We start from the raw sequence: 15,543 nt of genomic DNA on the forward strand, positions 1-15,543 counted from the left end.
GGCCGCCGCGGGTCGGTCATCAGCCTTCCTGCGCGCCGAACATCGTCTTCGCGTAGATGATGCCGAGGCCGTAGGCGCCGCCGAACTTCTTCGCGATGCCGGTGGTCAGGTCGTAGGTCTCGCCGCGGGCCCAGTCGCGCTGCAGCTCGAGCATGTACTGCAGCGACGTGATCGGGCGCACGCCGGCCTGCACCATGCGGTCCATCGCGCGGTTGTGCGCCTCGGCCGAGACGTCGCCGCACGCGTCGGCGATCACGTACACCTCGAAGCCCTGGTCCAGCGCCGACAGCGCCGGGCCCACGATGCACACGGAGGTCCACAGGCCCGACAGCACGAGGCGCTTCTTGCCGATCGCGTTGACGACCTTGATGACGTTGGCGTCTTCCCACGTGTTCATCGACGTGCGGTCGAGCAGTTCCTGGCCGGGGAAGGCGTCGGTGATCTCGGTGAACATCGGGCCGGAGAAGCTCTTCTCCGCGACCGTGGTGAGGATGGTGGAGACCTTGAAGCCCGCCGCGGCGTGGGCCACGAGGCCGGCGTTCATGCGCAGGTTCACGGCGTCGATCGAGTGCGTGGCGAAGGCCATCTGCGACTGGAAGTCGATCATGACCAGCGTGTGGTCGGTCGGGGACAGCAGCTGCGAACCGGGGGTGGGGGTGGCGTTGAGGGGCATGGCGGGTCCTTGGCGGAAGATGGGAGGAGAACCGGCGTGGTGTGCCGGATCCGGACCCTCAGTCTGCCGCGGACCTCACCATCGCGTATCCCTCGGGTGGACAGGTACGGCGTAGGACGAGTGCGGAGGGCGCACGCCCGTCGGGAACTTTCAGGCGAGGTGGGGCTCGCGCACGAACGAGACGATGGCGTCGGCCGCGGCCTGCGGGTGCTGGTGGTGCGGCCCGTGCCCCGCGCTCGGGAAGGTCAGCAGCCGCACGGTGGGCAGCAACTGGTTCAGCGCGTACCAGTTCTCCACGGGGAAGATGATGTCGTGGTCGCCGCCGATGTGCAGGATGGGCAGTGTCGTGCGCTTGAGCAGCTCCAGCACGGCCACGGCCGGGAAGACGTCCCCCTTTGGCCCCGTGCCGAGGTGATTCGCGGCGAAGTCCACCGGCACCGGCACGCTGCGATCCTGGCGTTGCGCGATGCGGTCCACCGACCGTCGCGCGGCGGCGCGGCTGAGCGCCGACTTCGGTTCGAAGAACAGGATCTCCTCGGCTTCGATGCCGTACTCGGCCAGGCGCGCGGTGTCGTAGAACAGTTGTTCGGGCGGCTTGACCATCGGCCCCGGTGGCGTCGTGCCGATCAGCACCGCGTGGCTGAGCCGCTGCGGGTACAGCGCGATCACGAGCTGCGCCGCGATGCCCCCGAGCGACCAGCCGCCGATGATCACGTTCTTCAGCTCGAGCGCCTCGATGAGGTCATGGGCATCCTTCGCGAGCGACGCGGCGTCGTAGGTGCGGGTGCCGGTCGAGAGGCCGAGGCCGCTGTAGTCGAACGTGATGACCCGCAGGCCACCGGCCGCGAGGGCGTCGAGGAAGGCCGGGTCCCACACGTCGAGGTTGCCGCGGAAGCGGGTGCACAGCACGATGGGCTGTCCTTCCCCGATCGAACGGTACGCGAGGCGGCGGCCGTTCGATTCGGCGAAGCGGGTGGGGGTGGTGAGGGCGGTCATCGGCATCTCCGGTCGAGGAAGGTCAGCGGTGGGCGAGCGCGGCGATCACCGCCTCGCTCGTGAGGATCTCGTGGGCGTAGGTGGGGCCGTTGATCTCGTGGGCCGCGCGCATCGCGTCCGGCGAGAAGGCCGCGGTGGCGTCGCGCACAAGCGTCACGTGGTAGCCGAGTTCGGCACCGAACTTCGCGGTGGTCTCGACGCAGGTGTTCGCGAGCAGCCCGATCAGGATCAGCCGCTCGATGCCGCGGGACTTCAGCTGCAGGTCGAGGTCGGTGTTCGCGAAGCCGCTCGACGCCCAGTGCTCGCGCACGACGATGTCCTCGGGCCGCGGGACGAAGTCGGGGTGCCACTCGCCGCCCCAGCTGCCGAGTGCGAAGGGCTGCGCCCGGTGGCTCGCGAGCAGGTAGGGCGACGGATGCCGCCAGCCGCTGAAGTCGCTGGGCAGGGCGCGGTGGTGCGGCACGACGAACACCGGGTGACCGGCCGCGCGCACCGCGTCCACCACGGCCTTCATGTGGGCGACGGTGCCCGTGGCGTCGGCCACCACCTTGGCGAACTTGTGGAGCTTGCCGCCTTCGCTCAGGAAATCGTTGTACGGGTCGATCAGCAACAGGGCGCTGGAGCCCTGCGGATAGAGAGGCGTGGCCATCGCGGTTCCCCGGTGACGTCGAAGCGCTCAGGATGCGCGCCGGCCCGCCGGGCGGCAAGCGCCGGAGGTTTCCTCGCGGGCTATCCCCTTGGACCGGGGCGCCCGTTCAATCGGAGAGGTGCAGCAGCGCCTCGTTGCGCCAGTACGCCGCGGCGGCGTAGAAGCCTTCCCACACGCAGCCGTTGCAGCCGCGCCCGCAGCAGGTGTCGGGTTCGGGGGGCGGGGCGCGCATGGCGATGCCGTTGGCATCCAGGCGCTGCCTTAGCACGGCGAACACGTGGCGCGTGGTGTCGAGGTCGCAAAGGGGGCCGGTGAGGTCGGGCATGGTGCGGCCCGCACTGTACCAAGCGGGCGCTGATAGAGTCGCGAGTTTCGGCCGGCGTGCGACGCGCGGTCGTCAACGAACAGGGAACAGGGCGAATGATCAGGCGAGCGATGGTGGTGTGTCTGGCCGCGGTGCTGGCGGCGTGTGGCGGTGGCGATGACGCGGGCGACGGTGGTGACACGGGCAACGGTGGGACCGGTTCCCGAGTTCACCGCTACGTGGAACTCGCGACGGCATCCACCGCGGCCAATTTCCAGGCGCAGCTGAACGTGCAGGGTGCGCTCGGCTACCGCTACGTGGGCCTGCCGGGCTACGGCGGCGCGTCGCGTTCGCTGTTCGTCAACGACGCGTCCGTCGCCTACACGTACGAGGTGCTGGTCTCGCCGACCACGGCCACGGCGTTCGTGGCCCAGGTGACGGCCCAGGGCGTGCGCGGGTTCCGCCTCGCGAGCTACGACGACCGCGGTGTCGTCTACCGCAAGGTCACCAATTCGACCGAAACCTTCACCTACGAGGCCGTCGACAGCGTGCCCCACGGGGGCCTGCCCAGCGGCACGTACGTCGCGACGGTCAACGCCCGCGGCGCAGCCGGCTGGCGCCTGCATTCGGAACTGGTCATGGGCGGCGTCTACTTCGACCTCTACGAGAAGTCGAGCACCCCGGCCACCTACGCGGTGCGTGTGGAGGAGGTCGCCGCCACCGAGTCGTCCCAGATGGCCCGGTTCGACGTCAACGGCCAGGCCGGCTACCGCATGCGGGGCATCCACGTGTTCGCGGACGGCAACCTGTGGGTGTTCGAGGCGAGCACCACCGCGGCGAATGCGAAGGCCACCTTCCGCTACTTCGCCTACCCGCTCGTGACCAGCGCGGCCGAACTCGTGACGCAGGCGAACACGCAAGGTGCCTCCGGCCGGGGCCTGGAAGGACAGCTGAACCTGCCCGGTGGCGTGGCGCGCGACCTGTACTTCCTCGCGACGGACTGCAGCGGCGTGCTGTGCGACGTGCGGGGGCCTTCGGGCCAGTGAGCGTGGTGAAACGTGGGGGAGATGTCACGCCCCGGCCCGGGGCGGATCCCCTTGGATTCATCGGATTAAGGGTTATCCCTTACATTGCCGCCCGCGGGTCAGGTGATCGACCCGCCTGAAAGACCCGATGTCCGACCTGGTTCCCTCCGCCGCCGCGGCGCCCGCGCGGCTCACCGACCTCTACCGCGAGGTCTGGTCCCATGCCCGGGGCGCGCGGGCCCAGTTCGTGGCCGCGCTCGGCCTGCTCGGCAGCGCCCACGGCCTGAAGCTCGCCTTCCCGTGGATGGCCGCACAGGCCATCAACAGCATCCAGACCGGCGGCGCCGATGGCCTGCCCTCGGCGGCGACCTGGATCGCGGCCATCGTGGGGCTGCAGGTCGTCACCTGGATGCTGCACGGCCCGGCCCGGCTGATGGAGCGCAACGTGGGCCTGCGCGTGCGCCGCAGCCTCGCCGATTCCCTGTACGCCCGGCTGTCGCGCGCACCGCTCGCGTGGCACGAGCGCCATCACTCCGGCGACCTGCAGCACCGCGTGCACCAGGCGGGCACCGCGCTCGGCAGCTTCTCGCAAAGCCAGTTCATCTACCTGCAGAACCTGATCAACCTCGCCGGCCCGGTCATCGCGCTGATGCTGCTGTCGCGGCTCACCGGCATGCTCGCCATCGTGGGTTTCGTGGCCACCGCGGTCGTGATCCTGCGGTTCGACGCGGCCCTGATGCAACTGGCCGCCCGCGAGAACCAGGCCGAGCGGCGCTATGCCGCGCGCCTGCTCGACTTCGTCGGCAACATCTCGGCCGTCGCGAGCCTGCGGCTGCAGGACGCCACGCGCAAGCTGCTCGACACGCGCCTGCTCGCGGTGTTCGAACCGCTGCGCCGCACCATCGTGCTCAACGAGTTGAAGTGGTGCTCGGTCGACCTGCTGACCGTGGTGCTGACCTGGGGCCTCGTGGTGGTCTACGCGCTCACCCGCCCGTCGGTGGCCGCCGGCGGCACCGTGCTGATCGGCAGCCTCTTCATGATCTACCAGTACGCGCAGCAGGCCTCCGGCGTGCTCGGGGCGATGGCCTCGAACTACCAGAACCTCGCCCGCATGCAGACCGACTTCGCGAGCGCCGACGTGATCCGCGAGGCGCCCGAGCCGGCGGAGCGTGGTGTGGCGCTCGATGCTGGCTGGTCGCGCATCGATGTCCACGGCCTCGGCTTCACGCACGCCGCATCGGGCCGTGGCGGCCTCGACGACGTGAACCTCGTGCTGCGCCGCGGTGAACGCATCGCGCTCGTGGGTCCGAGCGGCTCGGGCAAGAGCACGCTGCTGCGCGTGCTCGCCGGCCTGTACGACGCGGACCGTGGCCACGTGGCCGTCGACGGGGTCGCGCACCTGGGCCGCCGCCACGTCGCCGACGTGGCGACACTGATCCCGCAGGAGGCCGAGGTGTTCGAGGCCAGCATCCGCGAGAACATCACGCTCGACCAGCCGGTGCCGGAGGCCGACGTGGCCCGCGCCGTCCATGTCAGCGCGCTCGATGCGGTGCTGGCCGACCTGCCGCTCGGCCTCGAGACCCCGATGGCCGAACGCGGCTTCAACCTGTCCGGCGGACAACGCCAGCGCCTCGCGCTCGCGCGTGGCGTGCTGGCCGCGCGGGACAGTTCGCTGCTGCTGCTCGACGAACCCACCAGCGCGCTCGACGCACTCACCGAGCAGGTGGTGCACGAACGCCTGGGCGCGGCGAACCCCGACGCGTGCATCGTTTCCGCGCTGCACCGCATGAGCCTGCTGCCCCACTTCGACCGGGTCGTTTTCATGGTCGACGGGGCGGTGATGGACACCGGCACCGCCGACGAGGTGGCCGCGCGCCAGCCGCTGTTCGCGGCGATGCGGGCGGGGGCCGCGGCCGAGGACGACGGGCCGCTGGCGGCCTGACAACGGGTGGCACTCAGCTCGCGCGAAGCGGGCCCACGACCAGCGGCGCCAGCAGGGCCACCACCATCAGGGCGTGCCACACGCGGCGATGCCGTGCGGGCATCATGACCTTGTCGACGATCGCGAACAGAAAGCCGAGGGGCAGCAAGGCCAGCAGCGGATGCAATCCGAGGGAGGCGGGGTGGCCCAGCACGAAGCGGCCGTTGGCCTCGAACACCGTCAACCGGTCGCCTTCGCTCGCCATCGGGTAGAGCAGCGGCGCGAGTGTGGTGAAACGGCTGGGGCCTCGGGGACCCTCGACTTCGGTCACCACCTCCAGGCGGGTGGACGCGCGCCGGTTCGACGAGTTCGTGGAAACGGACTGGCTGGATTCCAGCGCGACGATGGTGCCAGGCCAGCGCGGCGCGTGCAGCAGGAGGTCGAGGCGCTGGTGAAGCAGCCAGCCGAACAGCCCCGTCACCGCGAGCGTCGCCGCGGCCATCGGCACCACGAGCCAGAGCGGGGCCGGAGGATGCGGCGACGCCATGGGGATGCGGCGTCTCAGCCCGGCAGCCAGTCCGCCGTCACCTCGACCTGTTCGCCGGTGGCCAGGTTCTTGACCTGGTGCGGCGCGCCGTCGGCGCCGGGGAACAGCACGTACGGGATGCCCTTGCGGACGGCGTACTGCAGCTGCTTCGGCGTCTTCTTGTCCTCGTGGTACATCTCGACCTTCACGCCCTTGGCGCGGTAGTGCGCGGCGATGCGGCGCACCGCATCGCGGTCGGCGCCCTGCGGGTACACCACGAGCAGCTGCGTGCCCGACTTCGCCGCCACCGGCAGCTTCCCGTCCTTCAGCAGCTTCGCGAAGATGCGGGTCAGGCCGATCGACAGGCCCACGCCCGGCAGCTTCTTGCGCAGGTACGCGCCCACGAGGTTTTCGTAGCGGCCGCCCGAGCACACGCTGGGGTAGCCCGGGTAGTCGAGCAGCTTGCACTCGTACACGGTGCCCGTGTAGTAGTCGAGGCCGCGGGCGATGGACAGGTCGGCCCAGATGTGGCCGGCCGGGATGTCCTTCATGTGGTCGATCACGAACTGCAGTTCGGTGAGGCCCGTCTCGAGCAGCTCCGACTGCACGCCGAGGGCGCGCACGCGCTCGACGAAGCTGCTGTCGCCGGTGCGGATCTGCGCGAGCGCCACGCACTTGGCGGCCACGTCGGCCGGGATGTTCAGCTGCTCGACGAGGGACTTCAGCACGCCGTCGGCGCCGATCTTGTCGAACTTGTCGGCGATGCGGATGGCCTCGGTCACCTGCTCGATGCCCAGGCCCTGGTAGAAGCCCTGCAGGATCTTGCGGTTGTTGACGTTGATCGAGAACGGGCCGACGCCGAGGCCCTGGAAGATCTCGTAGACGATGATGGGCAGCTCCGCGTCGAAGCTCATCGACACGTCTTCGTTGTCGATCACGTCGATGTCGCACTGCAGGAACTCGCGGTAGCGGCCTTCCTGCGGACGCTCGCCGCGCCACACCTTCTGCATCTGGTAGCGCTTGAAGGGGAAGACGAGGTCGTTGTAGTGCTGCGCGACGTAGCGGGCCATGGGCACCGTCAGGTCGTAGTGCAGCGCCACGCGCGGCTCGGCGTCGTTCGGCGATTCGTACAGCCGGCGCAGCGCGTAGATCTCCTTCTCGGTGTCGCCGCCCTTGGCGGACAGCACCTCGATCTCTTCCACGGCCGGCGTCTCGATGTTGCAGAAGCCGTAGCTCTCGAACACCGAGCGGATGTGGTCCAGCCACCGAAGCTCGACGAGGCGGACCTCGGGCAGCCACTCGGTGTAGCCGGTGATGGGCTCGGGCTTGTACGGGGCGGGGGTGGACGGCTTGGTGGACATGGAGCGGGGGCTTTCTGCGAGGCCCGGAATGATACCGGGTCCCCTGGGCGCGGCTCAGACCAGCGGCAACCCCACGTAGTTCTCCGCCATCACCGTGGAGGCGGCCCGCGAGCCCACGAGGTACCCGAGTTCGGCTTCCTGCAGCTTGCGCTCGATGTCGCCGCCATCCGGGAACCGGTGCATCAGCGACGTGAACCACCACGAGAAGCGCGAGGCACGCCACACGCGGCGCAGGCAGGTGTCGGAGTAGTGGTCGATGCCGGCGTCGCTCTTTTCGGTGAAGTGCTCGATGAGCGCACGCGACAGGTAGGACACGTCGCTCGCCGCGAGGTTCAGGCCCTTCGCGCCCGTGGGCGGCACGATGTGGGCGGCGTCGCCGGCGAGGAACAGGCGGCCGAAGCGCATCGGCTCGGCGACGAAGCTGCGCAGCGGGGCGATGCTCTTCTCGAGCGACGGGCCGGTGACGAGGGCTTCCGCGGCGGACGGGTCGAGGCGGCGGCGCAACTCGTCCCAGAACGCGTCGTCCGTCCACTGCTCGGCCTTGTGGTCCAGCGGGCACTGGATGTAGTAGCGGCTGCGGGTGTTCGACCGCATGCTGGCGAGCGCGAAGCCGCGCTCGTGGTTCGCGTAGATCAGTTCGTGGGCCACCGGCGGCACGTCGGCCAGCACGCCCAGCCAGCCGAACGGGTACACCTTCTCGTAGGTGGTCACGGCCGAGGCCGGCACGCTCGCGCGGGAGACGCCGTGGTAGCCGTCGCAGCCCGCGATGAAGTCGCAGTGCAGTTCCACCGAGCGGCCTTCGTGCGTGAAGCGCACCGACGGCGTGGTGCCGTCGAAGCCGTGCAGCGTGGTGTCGGGCGTCTCGTACAGCGTGAGCAGACCGGCCTTCGCGCGGGCTTCCATCAGGTCGCGCGTGACCTCGGTCTGGCCGTACACCATCACCCGCTTGCCGCCGGTGAGTTCGGCGAGGTCGATGCGGTGGCGTTCGCCGCCGAAGCACAGCTCGTAGCCGTCGTGGGGCAGGCCCTCGTGGTGCATGCGTTCCCCCACCCCGGCCGCGTCGAGCAGGTCGACGGTGGTCTGCTCGAGGATGCCCGCGCGGATGCGCGAGGCCACGTAGTCGGCGCTCTGGCGCTCGATGATCACGTTGTCGATGCCGGCGCGGTACAGCAGCTGGCCGAGCAGCAGGCCCGAGGGGCCCGCGCCGATGATCACGACTTGCGTGCGTTGGGGGAGGGGGGTCGACATGGTCAGATCAAGGTTCGAAGTTGTTCCTGGGCGTGCAGAAGCGCCGGCAGGCACTGGTCCACGAGCTGGTCCATCCGCATGCGGCTCGCGTGCACGCTGATGTTCATCGCGGCGACGGTCTCGCCGCGGAAGTTGCGGAGCGGCACGGCGATCGTGCGCAGGCCGAGCTCCATTTCCTGGTCCACGGCGGCGTAGCCGTTGGCCCGCGTGCGCAGCATCTCGAGGCGCAGGCGTTCGGGGTTCGTCACGGTGCTGGGCGTGAGCGGCTCCAGGCGCTGGCGCTGCAGCCACTGGTCCATCAACTCGTCGGGCAGCGACGAGACGAGCACGCGGCCGTTGCTGGTGCAGTAGGCCGGCACGCGTGTGCCCGGCTGCAGCGTGGCCGAGACGACCCGGCCCGCGCTGGCGGCGGCCACCGCGATCACGTCGTCGTGCTCCAGCACACCGGCGGAGCTGGCTTCCTGCAGCGCGTACGCGAGCTTCTGCAGCTGCGGCTGGATCACCCGCGGCAGGCGCGCCGAGTGCATGTAGCTCTGGCCGAGGCGCAGCACCTTCGGCGTGAGCCCGAACAGCTTGCGGTCCTGGGCGACGTAGCCCAGGTGGCTCAGCGTCAGCAGGTAGCGGCGTGCGGCCGCGCGGGTGAGGCCGGTGCGCTGCGCCACCTCGGTGATCGACAGGCGGGGGCGCTCCTGGTCGAAGGCCTCGATCACGGCCAGTCCCTTTTCCAGCCCGGCGATCAGGTCGCGCTTGAGCGGGCCGTCGGGCGTTTCATTCGGGTTACCCCCAACTTCGGGGTCGATCGGGTCCATCATCGTTCTGTCCTTGTTCGCTAATCGCACGAGTTGGGCGATTCGCGGTGCAAGCGAGGGTTCGTCGCTTGCTGAGCCGCAATAGTTGTCGATAAGCTAGGGGCCTTCAAGCACCCGTTCAGCCGTTTTGTACGGTAGTCGCACAACGGGTTCCATTCTGACGGAGATCGCGATGCGTTTCGACCCCATTCCCGAGGGCACCTGGCCCGACCTGCTTCACGCCCCGTACAAGTCGACCGCGAAGCGGGGTCCGACGAAGGCGCCGCTGCGTGTCGCGTCCCCGGTCGCCACGAACCAGTCCCTCGGTTTCCAACCCTCGCTGATCGTTCCCGGCGACACCGACCTGACCACCCGCGGCCAGTCGGCCCCGCTCGGCGAGAAGATCGTGGTGACCGGCCGCGTGACCGACGAGGACGGCAAGCCCGTGCGCAACTCGCTCGTCGAGGTGTGGCAGTGCAACGCCGCCGGCCGCTACTGGCACAAGAAGGACCAGCACAACGCGCCGCTCGACCCGAACTTCTTCGGCTTCGGCAAGTTCCTCACCGACAACGAAGGCCGCTACCGCTTCGTCACCATCAAGCCCGGCGCGTACCCGTGGGGCAACCACAGCAAGGCGTGGCGTCCGGCGCACATTCACTTCTCGCTGTTCGGCAACGTGCTGGCCCAGCGCCTCGTGACGCAGATGTATTTCCCGAACGACCCGCTGTTCGACTTCGACCCCATCTTCCAGAGCGTGCCCGACGTGGCCGCCCGCCAGCGCCTGGTCTCCCGCTTCAGCATGGACGAGACGGTTGGTGATGAAATGCTGGGCTACGTGTTCGACATCGTGCTGCGCGGCCGCGACGCCACGCCGTTCGGCCTCTGATTCGAAGGACTCCCGACCATGAGCCAACCGACCCCCGCCCTGCCGATCACCTCGTCCCAGACCATCGGCCCGTTCCCCCATGAAGGCTGGCGCTGGGCCTTCGACGCCGGCAACCAGGACCTGCCCGTCCAGATCACCGGCCGTGTCTTCGACGGCGACGGCAACCCCGTGAGCGATGCCGTGCTCGAAGCCTGGCTGCCCGGCACGAACGCCGGCGCCGCGCTGGAGGGCCTGCCAGGCCTGTACCGCATCCACAGCCAGGACGACGGCAGCTTCCGCTTCTCGCTGCCCGCCCACGGCGTGGCGAACGAGCCGGCCGCCTACATCGTCGTGTTCGCCCGCGGCCTGCTGAAGCACCAGTTCAGCGCCGTGTACCTGGGCGACAACGCCGACGCCCCGCTGCTGAAGCAGGTGCCGGCCGAACGCCGCGCCACGCTGATCGCGAAACCCGGCGCGGCCGGAACGCACGAGTGGGACCTGCACCTGCAGGGCCCGGCCGAAACCGTCTTCTTCGACTTCACCTGATGAGCCTCCCGCTCTTCGACCGCTTCCTCGCGCCGGCGGACGCCGCGGCGCCCTTCGACGACGTCGCGCTGATCCAGGCGATGTTCGATTTCGAGGCGGCGCTCTCGCGGGCGCAGGCCGCCGCCGGCATGATCCCGGCGGCGTCGGCGGCCGCCATCGCCAGCGTCTGCAAGGCCGAGCTGTACGACCTGAACGCGCTGGCCGAGGCCAGCTCGCGCGCGGGCAGCCTCGCCATCCCGCTCGTCAAGGAGCTGACGCAGACCGTGTCGCTCTACAGCGGCGAGGCGGCCTCCGTCGTGCACAAGGGCAGCACGAGCCAGGACGTGCAGGACACCGCGATGGCGCTCTGCACGCGCCGCGCGGTCGATGCGATCGACACCGTACTGGGCCGCCTGATCGGCTCGCTGCTCGACCTGGCCGAGCGCCACGCCGACACGCCGGTGCTCGCGCGCACGCTGATGCAGCCGGCGCAGGTCACGTCGTTCGGCCTCAAGGTGCTCAACTGGACCGCCCCGCTCGTGCGCTCCCGCGCCCGCCTGCGCGAAGCCGCCGCGCGCGGCCTCGCGCTGCAGCTGGGCGGTGCCATCGGCACGCAGTCGGGCCTGGGCACGCACGCCCCCGCGGTCGTCGCCCACATGGCCGAGGCCCTGGGCCTCGCCGTGGCGCCGTCGCCGTGGCACACCCAGCGCGACGAGTGGCTGCGGGTCGCGATGGAAGCGGCGGTGCTGGCCGGCTGCCTCGGGAAGATCGGCACCGACCTCGCGCTGATGGCGCAGGCCGAGGTGGGTGAGCTCAACGAACCGGCCGCGCCGGGCCGGGGCGGCTCGTCGGCCATGCCGCACAAGCGCAACCCGGTGGGTGCGCTCGCCGCCGTGGCCACCGCGCAGCGCACGCCGCACCGCGCCGCGGCACTGCTCGCGGCCATGGGCCAGCAGCACGAACGCGGCCTCGGCACGTGGCAGGCGGAACTGGCCGAATGGCCGGGCCTCTTCATCGGCGTGCATGCGTCGGCGCTGGCGCTGGCCGACGTGTTCATCGCCCCCGACGTGCACCCCGAGCGCATGCGCGCCAACATCGATGCGCTGAACGGGCTCGTGTTCGCCGAACAGGCCTCCGCGCTGCTCGCGCCCGTCATCGGCAAGGCCCGCGCGCATTCGCTGCTCGAACAGCTGAGCGGCGACGTGGTGAGCCAGAACAAGCCCCTGGAAGCACTGATGCTCGCCGCGGTGCAGTCGGACCCGGCGCTGAAGAAGGTCGACGTCGCCGCCGTGAAGCGCGTGTTCGACCCGCAGGTGGCACTGGCCGCCGCGCGCCGCCAGTTCGACGACCGCCTTCCCGCCCTGCGCCAACCGGATTGATCCCATGGACAACTTCGATTCCGACGCCGAACGCGGCACCCGCAACCGACGCGCGATCCTGGGCGATGCCTGGGTCGACAAGTCGCAGGCGAATGCCACCTCGTTCTCGGCCGACTTCCAGGACTTCATCACGCGCTACGCGTGGCATGGCATCTGGGGCCGCCCGGGCCTCGACGAACGCACCCGCCGCATCATCGTGCTGTCCATCACCTGCGCGATGGGCCGCTGGGAGGAGTTCGAGCTGCACGTGCGCGCGGCCATCGCCGACGGCACGCCGGGCCAGCTCTCGCCCGACGACCTGAAGGAAGTGCTGCTGCAGTCGGCCGTGTACGCCGGCGTGCCGGCGGCCAACACCGGCCTCGCGCTCGCCACGAAGATCCTGCGCGAAGCGGGCGTGCCGCTGCCGAAGGTCGACGTGCGCGAGGTGTCGCACCCGGGCGCCGGCCGTGCGGGCCGCACCGCGGTGTCGCCGTCCATCGCCTACGCCGTGCGCGAGCCGCGCCATGGCGGCGCACCACGCCACACCGTCGTGCTGAGCCACGCGCTCGGCTGCGACCGCTCGATGTGGGACGGCCTCGCCGCCACGCTCGCCGAAGACTGCCGCGTGATCGTGTACGACCAGCGCGGGCATGGCGCGTCCGATGCGCCCGCCGGCCCGTACACCGTGGCCGAGCTCGCCGACGACGCCGCCGCGCTGATCCGCGAGGTGGCGAACGGCCCGGTCGTGTTCATCGGTCTGTCGATGGGCGGCATGGTGGCGCAGGAGCTCGCGCTGCGTCACCCGTCGCTCGTGAAGGGCCTCGTGCTCGCGAACACCACCGCCGTCTACGACGCCGCCGCCCGCGAGGGCTGGAAGGCCCGCATCGAGCTCGTGCGCTCGAAGGGCATGGCCGCCGTGGCCGAGATGGCGATGCCGCGCTGGTTCGGCGACGACTTCCGCCAGTCGAACGCGTCGACCGTCGACCGCTGGCGCCGACGCGTGGCCTCGTGCCATCCGGGCGGCTACATCGCCACGTGCGAGGCGCTCCAGGGCATGGACACGCTGGACCGCCTGCCCGGCATCCAGGCGCCCACGCTCGTGATCGCCGGCGAGATCGATCCGGGCACCCCCGTCGCGATGAACGAGACCATCGCGCGCGGCATCCCCGGCGCCGAATTCACCGTGCTCCCCGGCGCTTCGCACCTGAGCGTGCTGGAGCGCCCCGCGGCCTTCGCCGGCCGCGTGCTCGACTTCCTCAAGAAGGTTCCGACATGATCAACAAGCTGATGGACACCCTGGCCGCCGCGGTGGCCGACGTGAAGGACGGTTCGACCGTGATGGTGGGGGGCTTCGGCACCGCCGGCCTCCCGAACGAACTCACGGACGCGCTGATCGCGCAGGGCGCGCGCGACCTCACGATCGTCAACAACAACGCCGGCAACGGCGACACGGGCCTGGCCGCGCTGCTCGCCGCCGGCCGTGTGCGAAAGATCATCTGCAGCTTCCCGCGGCAGGCCGACTCGCACCACTTCGACCGCCTGTACCGTGCCGGCCAGCTCGAGCTGGAACTGGTGCCGCAGGGCAACCTCGCCGAACGCATCCGCGCCGCGGGCGCCGGCATCGGCGGGTTCTTCACGCCCACCGGCTACGGCACCGAGCTCGCCAAGGGCAAGGAGACCCGCACCATCGACGGCAAGAACTACGTGCTCGAGTACCCGATCCACGCCGACGTCGCGCTGATCAAGGCCGAGGTGGGCGACCGCCTGGGCAACCTCACGTACCGCATGACCGCGCGCAACTTCGGCCCGATCATGGCCGCGGCCGCGAAGCTCACCATCGCCACCGTGCACAAGGTCGTCGAGCCGGGCGAGATCGACCCCGAGACCGTGGTCACGCCGGGTCTCTACGTGAAGCGTGTCGTGAAGATCGACCGCGCCGTCACCGCCGCCGGCGGCTTCAAGTCTTGAGAGGGGCAGCTGACATGACCACGACGAAATGGACCCGCGACCAGATGGCCGCCCGCGTGGCGAACGAGATCGCCGACGGCATGGTCGTCAACCTCGGCATCGGCCTGCCCACGCTGGTGGCCAACCACCTGCCGGCCGACCGCGAGGTGCTGCTGCACAGCGAGAACGGCGTGCTGGGCATGGGCCCCGCGCCCAAGGCCGGCGAGGAAGACTACGACCTCATCAACGCCGGCAAGCAGCCGGTGACGCTGAAGGCCGGCGGCTGCTTCTTCCACCATGCCGACAGCTTCGCGATGATGCGCGGCGGCCACCTCGACCTGTGCGTGCTGGGCGCGTTCCAGGTGGCGGCCAACGGCGACCTCGCGAACTGGCACACCGGCGCACCCGACGCGATCCCCGCGGTGGGCGGCGCGATGGACCTCGCCATCGGCGCGAAGAACACGTGGGTGATGATGGAACACGTGACCAAGGGCGGCGACAGCAAGCTCGTGCCGGCGCTGACCTACCCGGTCACCGGCCTCGCGTGCGTGAGCCGCGTGATCACCGACCTCGCCGTCATCGACCTGAAGGACGGCAAGGCCACGGTGGTCGACATGGTCGACGGCCTCAGCTTCGAGCAGCTGCAGGCCCGGACGGGCATTCCGCTGAGCCGCTGACCCGCGGCCCGCGGGACGCCGCTCACTGCGCCTTCGGTTCCGCCTCGGCGGCATCGGAGGCCGCGGCCTTCGGGTTGGCCACCCAGCCCACGACGTCCTTGCCGAGGGCCTTCGCGCTGCGTTCGAGGATGGTGCAGGTGCCCTTGAAACCGCCGAAGGCGCCGCCCGTGGTGGAGCGCGTCAGCTTCGTGGTGCGCGTGACCTTGCCGTTCTCGACGAGGCTCGCCTCGATGGACATCGACTTCGGGCCGCTCCAGGCCCCGCCGCCCACCCCCAGCACATGGGTGATCTGCACCCGCACGCGCGAGGCCTTCGGGTCGGCGTCGGCGGCGATGGTGGCCTCGCCGCCGTTGGCCTTCGAGAAGAAGGGGCTGGCTTCGCGCACGAACATGTCCTCGATCTTGCATTCCTCCTTCACCTTGTCGACCACACCCGCGTTGGGCGCGTAGGTGACGGGCGTCTCCAGGTAGACGGGGGCGGCGTGCGACGCAGTGGCGCAGGCGGCCAGCAGGGCGACGGGGATCAGGTGCTTCATGGGGTTCGGTCCTCGGAAAAGCGAATGTCGAAGCTCGCATCCTGCCAGCGCCCGCGCGCCACGGGATTCCCCCTGAGAGGGGACAGCGCCGCCAAAAACCTGCCTGTCGCAGGGGCCGAATCTCCCCGGGAACGGCATCGGCTTG

At 70.2% G+C, this 15,543-nt stretch carries 17 protein-coding genes; 8 read left to right on the plus strand and 9 right to left on the minus strand.

Going from position 1 to position 15,543, the window contains the following annotated elements; genetic code table 11:
• Positions 1 to 19: 19 nt before the first annotated feature.
• The 4 genes from A4W93_RS05455 to A4W93_RS05470 all read right to left on the minus strand — a co-directional run bounded on the left by A4W93_RS05455 (position 20) and on the right by A4W93_RS05470 (position 2,643).
• The gene (locus A4W93_RS05455) at positions 20 to 673 is read right to left on the minus strand and encodes a hydrolase (protein ID WP_085749650.1); all 654 of its coding nucleotides are present in this window, start codon (positions 671 to 673) and stop codon (positions 20 to 22) included.
• Positions 674 to 823: 150 nt separating this feature from the next.
• Positions 824 to 1,669 (minus strand): alpha/beta fold hydrolase, encoded by an 846-nt coding sequence (locus tag A4W93_RS05460; RefSeq protein ID WP_237357698.1) that lies wholly within the window; start codon positions 1,667 to 1,669, stop codon positions 824 to 826.
• Positions 1,670 to 1,691: 22 nt separating this feature from the next.
• Positions 1,692 to 2,318 carry a cysteine hydrolase family protein gene (locus tag A4W93_RS05465; protein ID WP_085749652.1) on the minus strand — a complete coding sequence of 209 codons (627 nt, stop codon included), beginning with the start codon at positions 2,316 to 2,318 and terminating at the stop codon, positions 1,692 to 1,694.
• Between the two features lie 106 nt (positions 2,319 to 2,424).
• Positions 2,425 to 2,643, minus strand: a complete 219-nt coding sequence (locus A4W93_RS05470) for an oxidoreductase-like domain-containing protein (protein WP_085749653.1) — start codon at positions 2,641 to 2,643, stop codon at positions 2,425 to 2,427.
• 95 nt (positions 2,644 to 2,738) lie between these two features.
• Here A4W93_RS05470 and A4W93_RS05475 point away from each other — a divergent pair, with 95 nt between their 5' ends.
• Together A4W93_RS05475 and A4W93_RS05480 are read left to right on the plus strand one after the other, a co-directional pair.
• Positions 2,739 to 3,668 carry a hypothetical protein gene (locus tag A4W93_RS05475; protein ID WP_157131591.1) on the plus strand — a complete coding sequence of 310 codons (930 nt, stop codon included), beginning with the start codon at positions 2,739 to 2,741 and terminating at the stop codon, positions 3,666 to 3,668.
• A 127-nt stretch (positions 3,669 to 3,795) separates the two neighbouring features.
• Positions 3,796 to 5,589: an ABC transporter ATP-binding protein gene (locus A4W93_RS05480; RefSeq protein ID WP_085749655.1), complete on the plus strand. Its 1,794-nt coding sequence runs from the start codon at positions 3,796 to 3,798 to the stop codon at positions 5,587 to 5,589.
• A gap of 13 nt (positions 5,590 to 5,602) precedes the next feature.
• Here A4W93_RS05480 and A4W93_RS05485 read toward each other — a convergent pair whose 3' ends face one another.
• From A4W93_RS05485 to A4W93_RS05500, 4 genes are read right to left on the minus strand one after another with little or no spacing between them, the layout of a single operon-like run.
• The gene (locus tag A4W93_RS05485; protein ID WP_085749656.1) at positions 5,603 to 6,115 is read right to left on the minus strand and encodes a hypothetical protein; all 513 of its coding nucleotides are present in this window, start codon (positions 6,113 to 6,115) and stop codon (positions 5,603 to 5,605) included.
• A gap of 14 nt (positions 6,116 to 6,129) precedes the next feature.
• Complete coding sequence (gene hisS, locus A4W93_RS05490; protein ID WP_085749657.1) at positions 6,130 to 7,455, minus strand: histidine--tRNA ligase; 1,326 nt, start codon at positions 7,453 to 7,455, stop codon at positions 6,130 to 6,132.
• A gap of 54 nt (positions 7,456 to 7,509) precedes the next feature.
• On the minus strand, positions 7,510 to 8,703 hold the full coding sequence (pobA, locus tag A4W93_RS05495) for a 4-hydroxybenzoate 3-monooxygenase (protein ID WP_085749658.1): 1,194 nt from the start codon (positions 8,701 to 8,703) through the stop codon (positions 7,510 to 7,512).
• Positions 8,704 to 8,705: 2 nt separating this feature from the next.
• On the minus strand, positions 8,706 to 9,512 hold the full coding sequence (locus tag A4W93_RS05500; RefSeq protein WP_085754044.1) for an IclR family transcriptional regulator domain-containing protein: 807 nt from the start codon (positions 9,510 to 9,512) through the stop codon (positions 8,706 to 8,708).
• Positions 9,513 to 9,684: 172 nt separating this feature from the next.
• Between A4W93_RS05500 and pcaH the strand changes: the two genes are divergently transcribed.
• The 6 genes from pcaH to A4W93_RS05530 are packed head-to-tail and all read left to right on the plus strand — an operon-like array spanning position 9,685 to position 14,863.
• A complete protein-coding gene (pcaH, locus tag A4W93_RS05505; RefSeq protein ID WP_085749659.1) occupies positions 9,685 to 10,377 on the plus strand; it encodes a protocatechuate 3,4-dioxygenase subunit beta in 693 nt (230 codons plus the stop codon).
• An 18-nt stretch (positions 10,378 to 10,395) separates the two neighbouring features.
• Complete coding sequence (locus A4W93_RS05510; protein WP_085749660.1) at positions 10,396 to 10,902, plus strand: peptidase associated/transthyretin-like domain-containing protein; 507 nt, start codon at positions 10,396 to 10,398, stop codon at positions 10,900 to 10,902.
• A complete protein-coding gene (locus A4W93_RS05515; protein ID WP_085749661.1) occupies positions 10,902 to 12,260 on the plus strand; it encodes a lyase family protein in 1,359 nt (452 codons plus the stop codon). The genes A4W93_RS05510 and A4W93_RS05515 overlap by 1 nt, the downstream gene beginning before the upstream one ends.
• Positions 12,261 to 12,264: 4 nt before the next feature.
• The gene (gene pcaCD / locus A4W93_RS05520) at positions 12,265 to 13,515 is read left to right on the plus strand and encodes a bifunctional 4-carboxymuconolactone decarboxylase/3-oxoadipate enol-lactonase PcaCD (RefSeq protein WP_085749662.1); all 1,251 of its coding nucleotides are present in this window, start codon (positions 12,265 to 12,267) and stop codon (positions 13,513 to 13,515) included.
• Positions 13,512 to 14,207, plus strand: coding sequence for a 3-oxoacid CoA-transferase subunit A (locus tag A4W93_RS05525; RefSeq protein WP_085749663.1), 696 nt, complete (start codon positions 13,512 to 13,514; stop codon positions 14,205 to 14,207). Before pcaCD ends, A4W93_RS05525 begins: the two co-directional genes overlap by 4 nt.
• A gap of 14 nt (positions 14,208 to 14,221) precedes the next feature.
• The gene (locus A4W93_RS05530; protein WP_085749664.1) at positions 14,222 to 14,863 is read left to right on the plus strand and encodes a 3-oxoacid CoA-transferase subunit B; all 642 of its coding nucleotides are present in this window, start codon (positions 14,222 to 14,224) and stop codon (positions 14,861 to 14,863) included.
• A 22-nt stretch (positions 14,864 to 14,885) separates the two neighbouring features.
• Here the strand turns inward: A4W93_RS05530 and A4W93_RS05535 are convergent, their stop codons facing one another.
• The gene (locus tag A4W93_RS05535) at positions 14,886 to 15,398 is read right to left on the minus strand and encodes a hypothetical protein (RefSeq protein ID WP_085749665.1); all 513 of its coding nucleotides are present in this window, start codon (positions 15,396 to 15,398) and stop codon (positions 14,886 to 14,888) included.
• Positions 15,399 to 15,543: the final 145 nt, after the last annotated feature.

The organism is Piscinibacter gummiphilus, from assembly GCF_002116905.1.
Classification (GTDB): domain Bacteria; phylum Pseudomonadota; class Gammaproteobacteria; order Burkholderiales; family Burkholderiaceae_C; genus Rhizobacter; species Rhizobacter gummiphilus.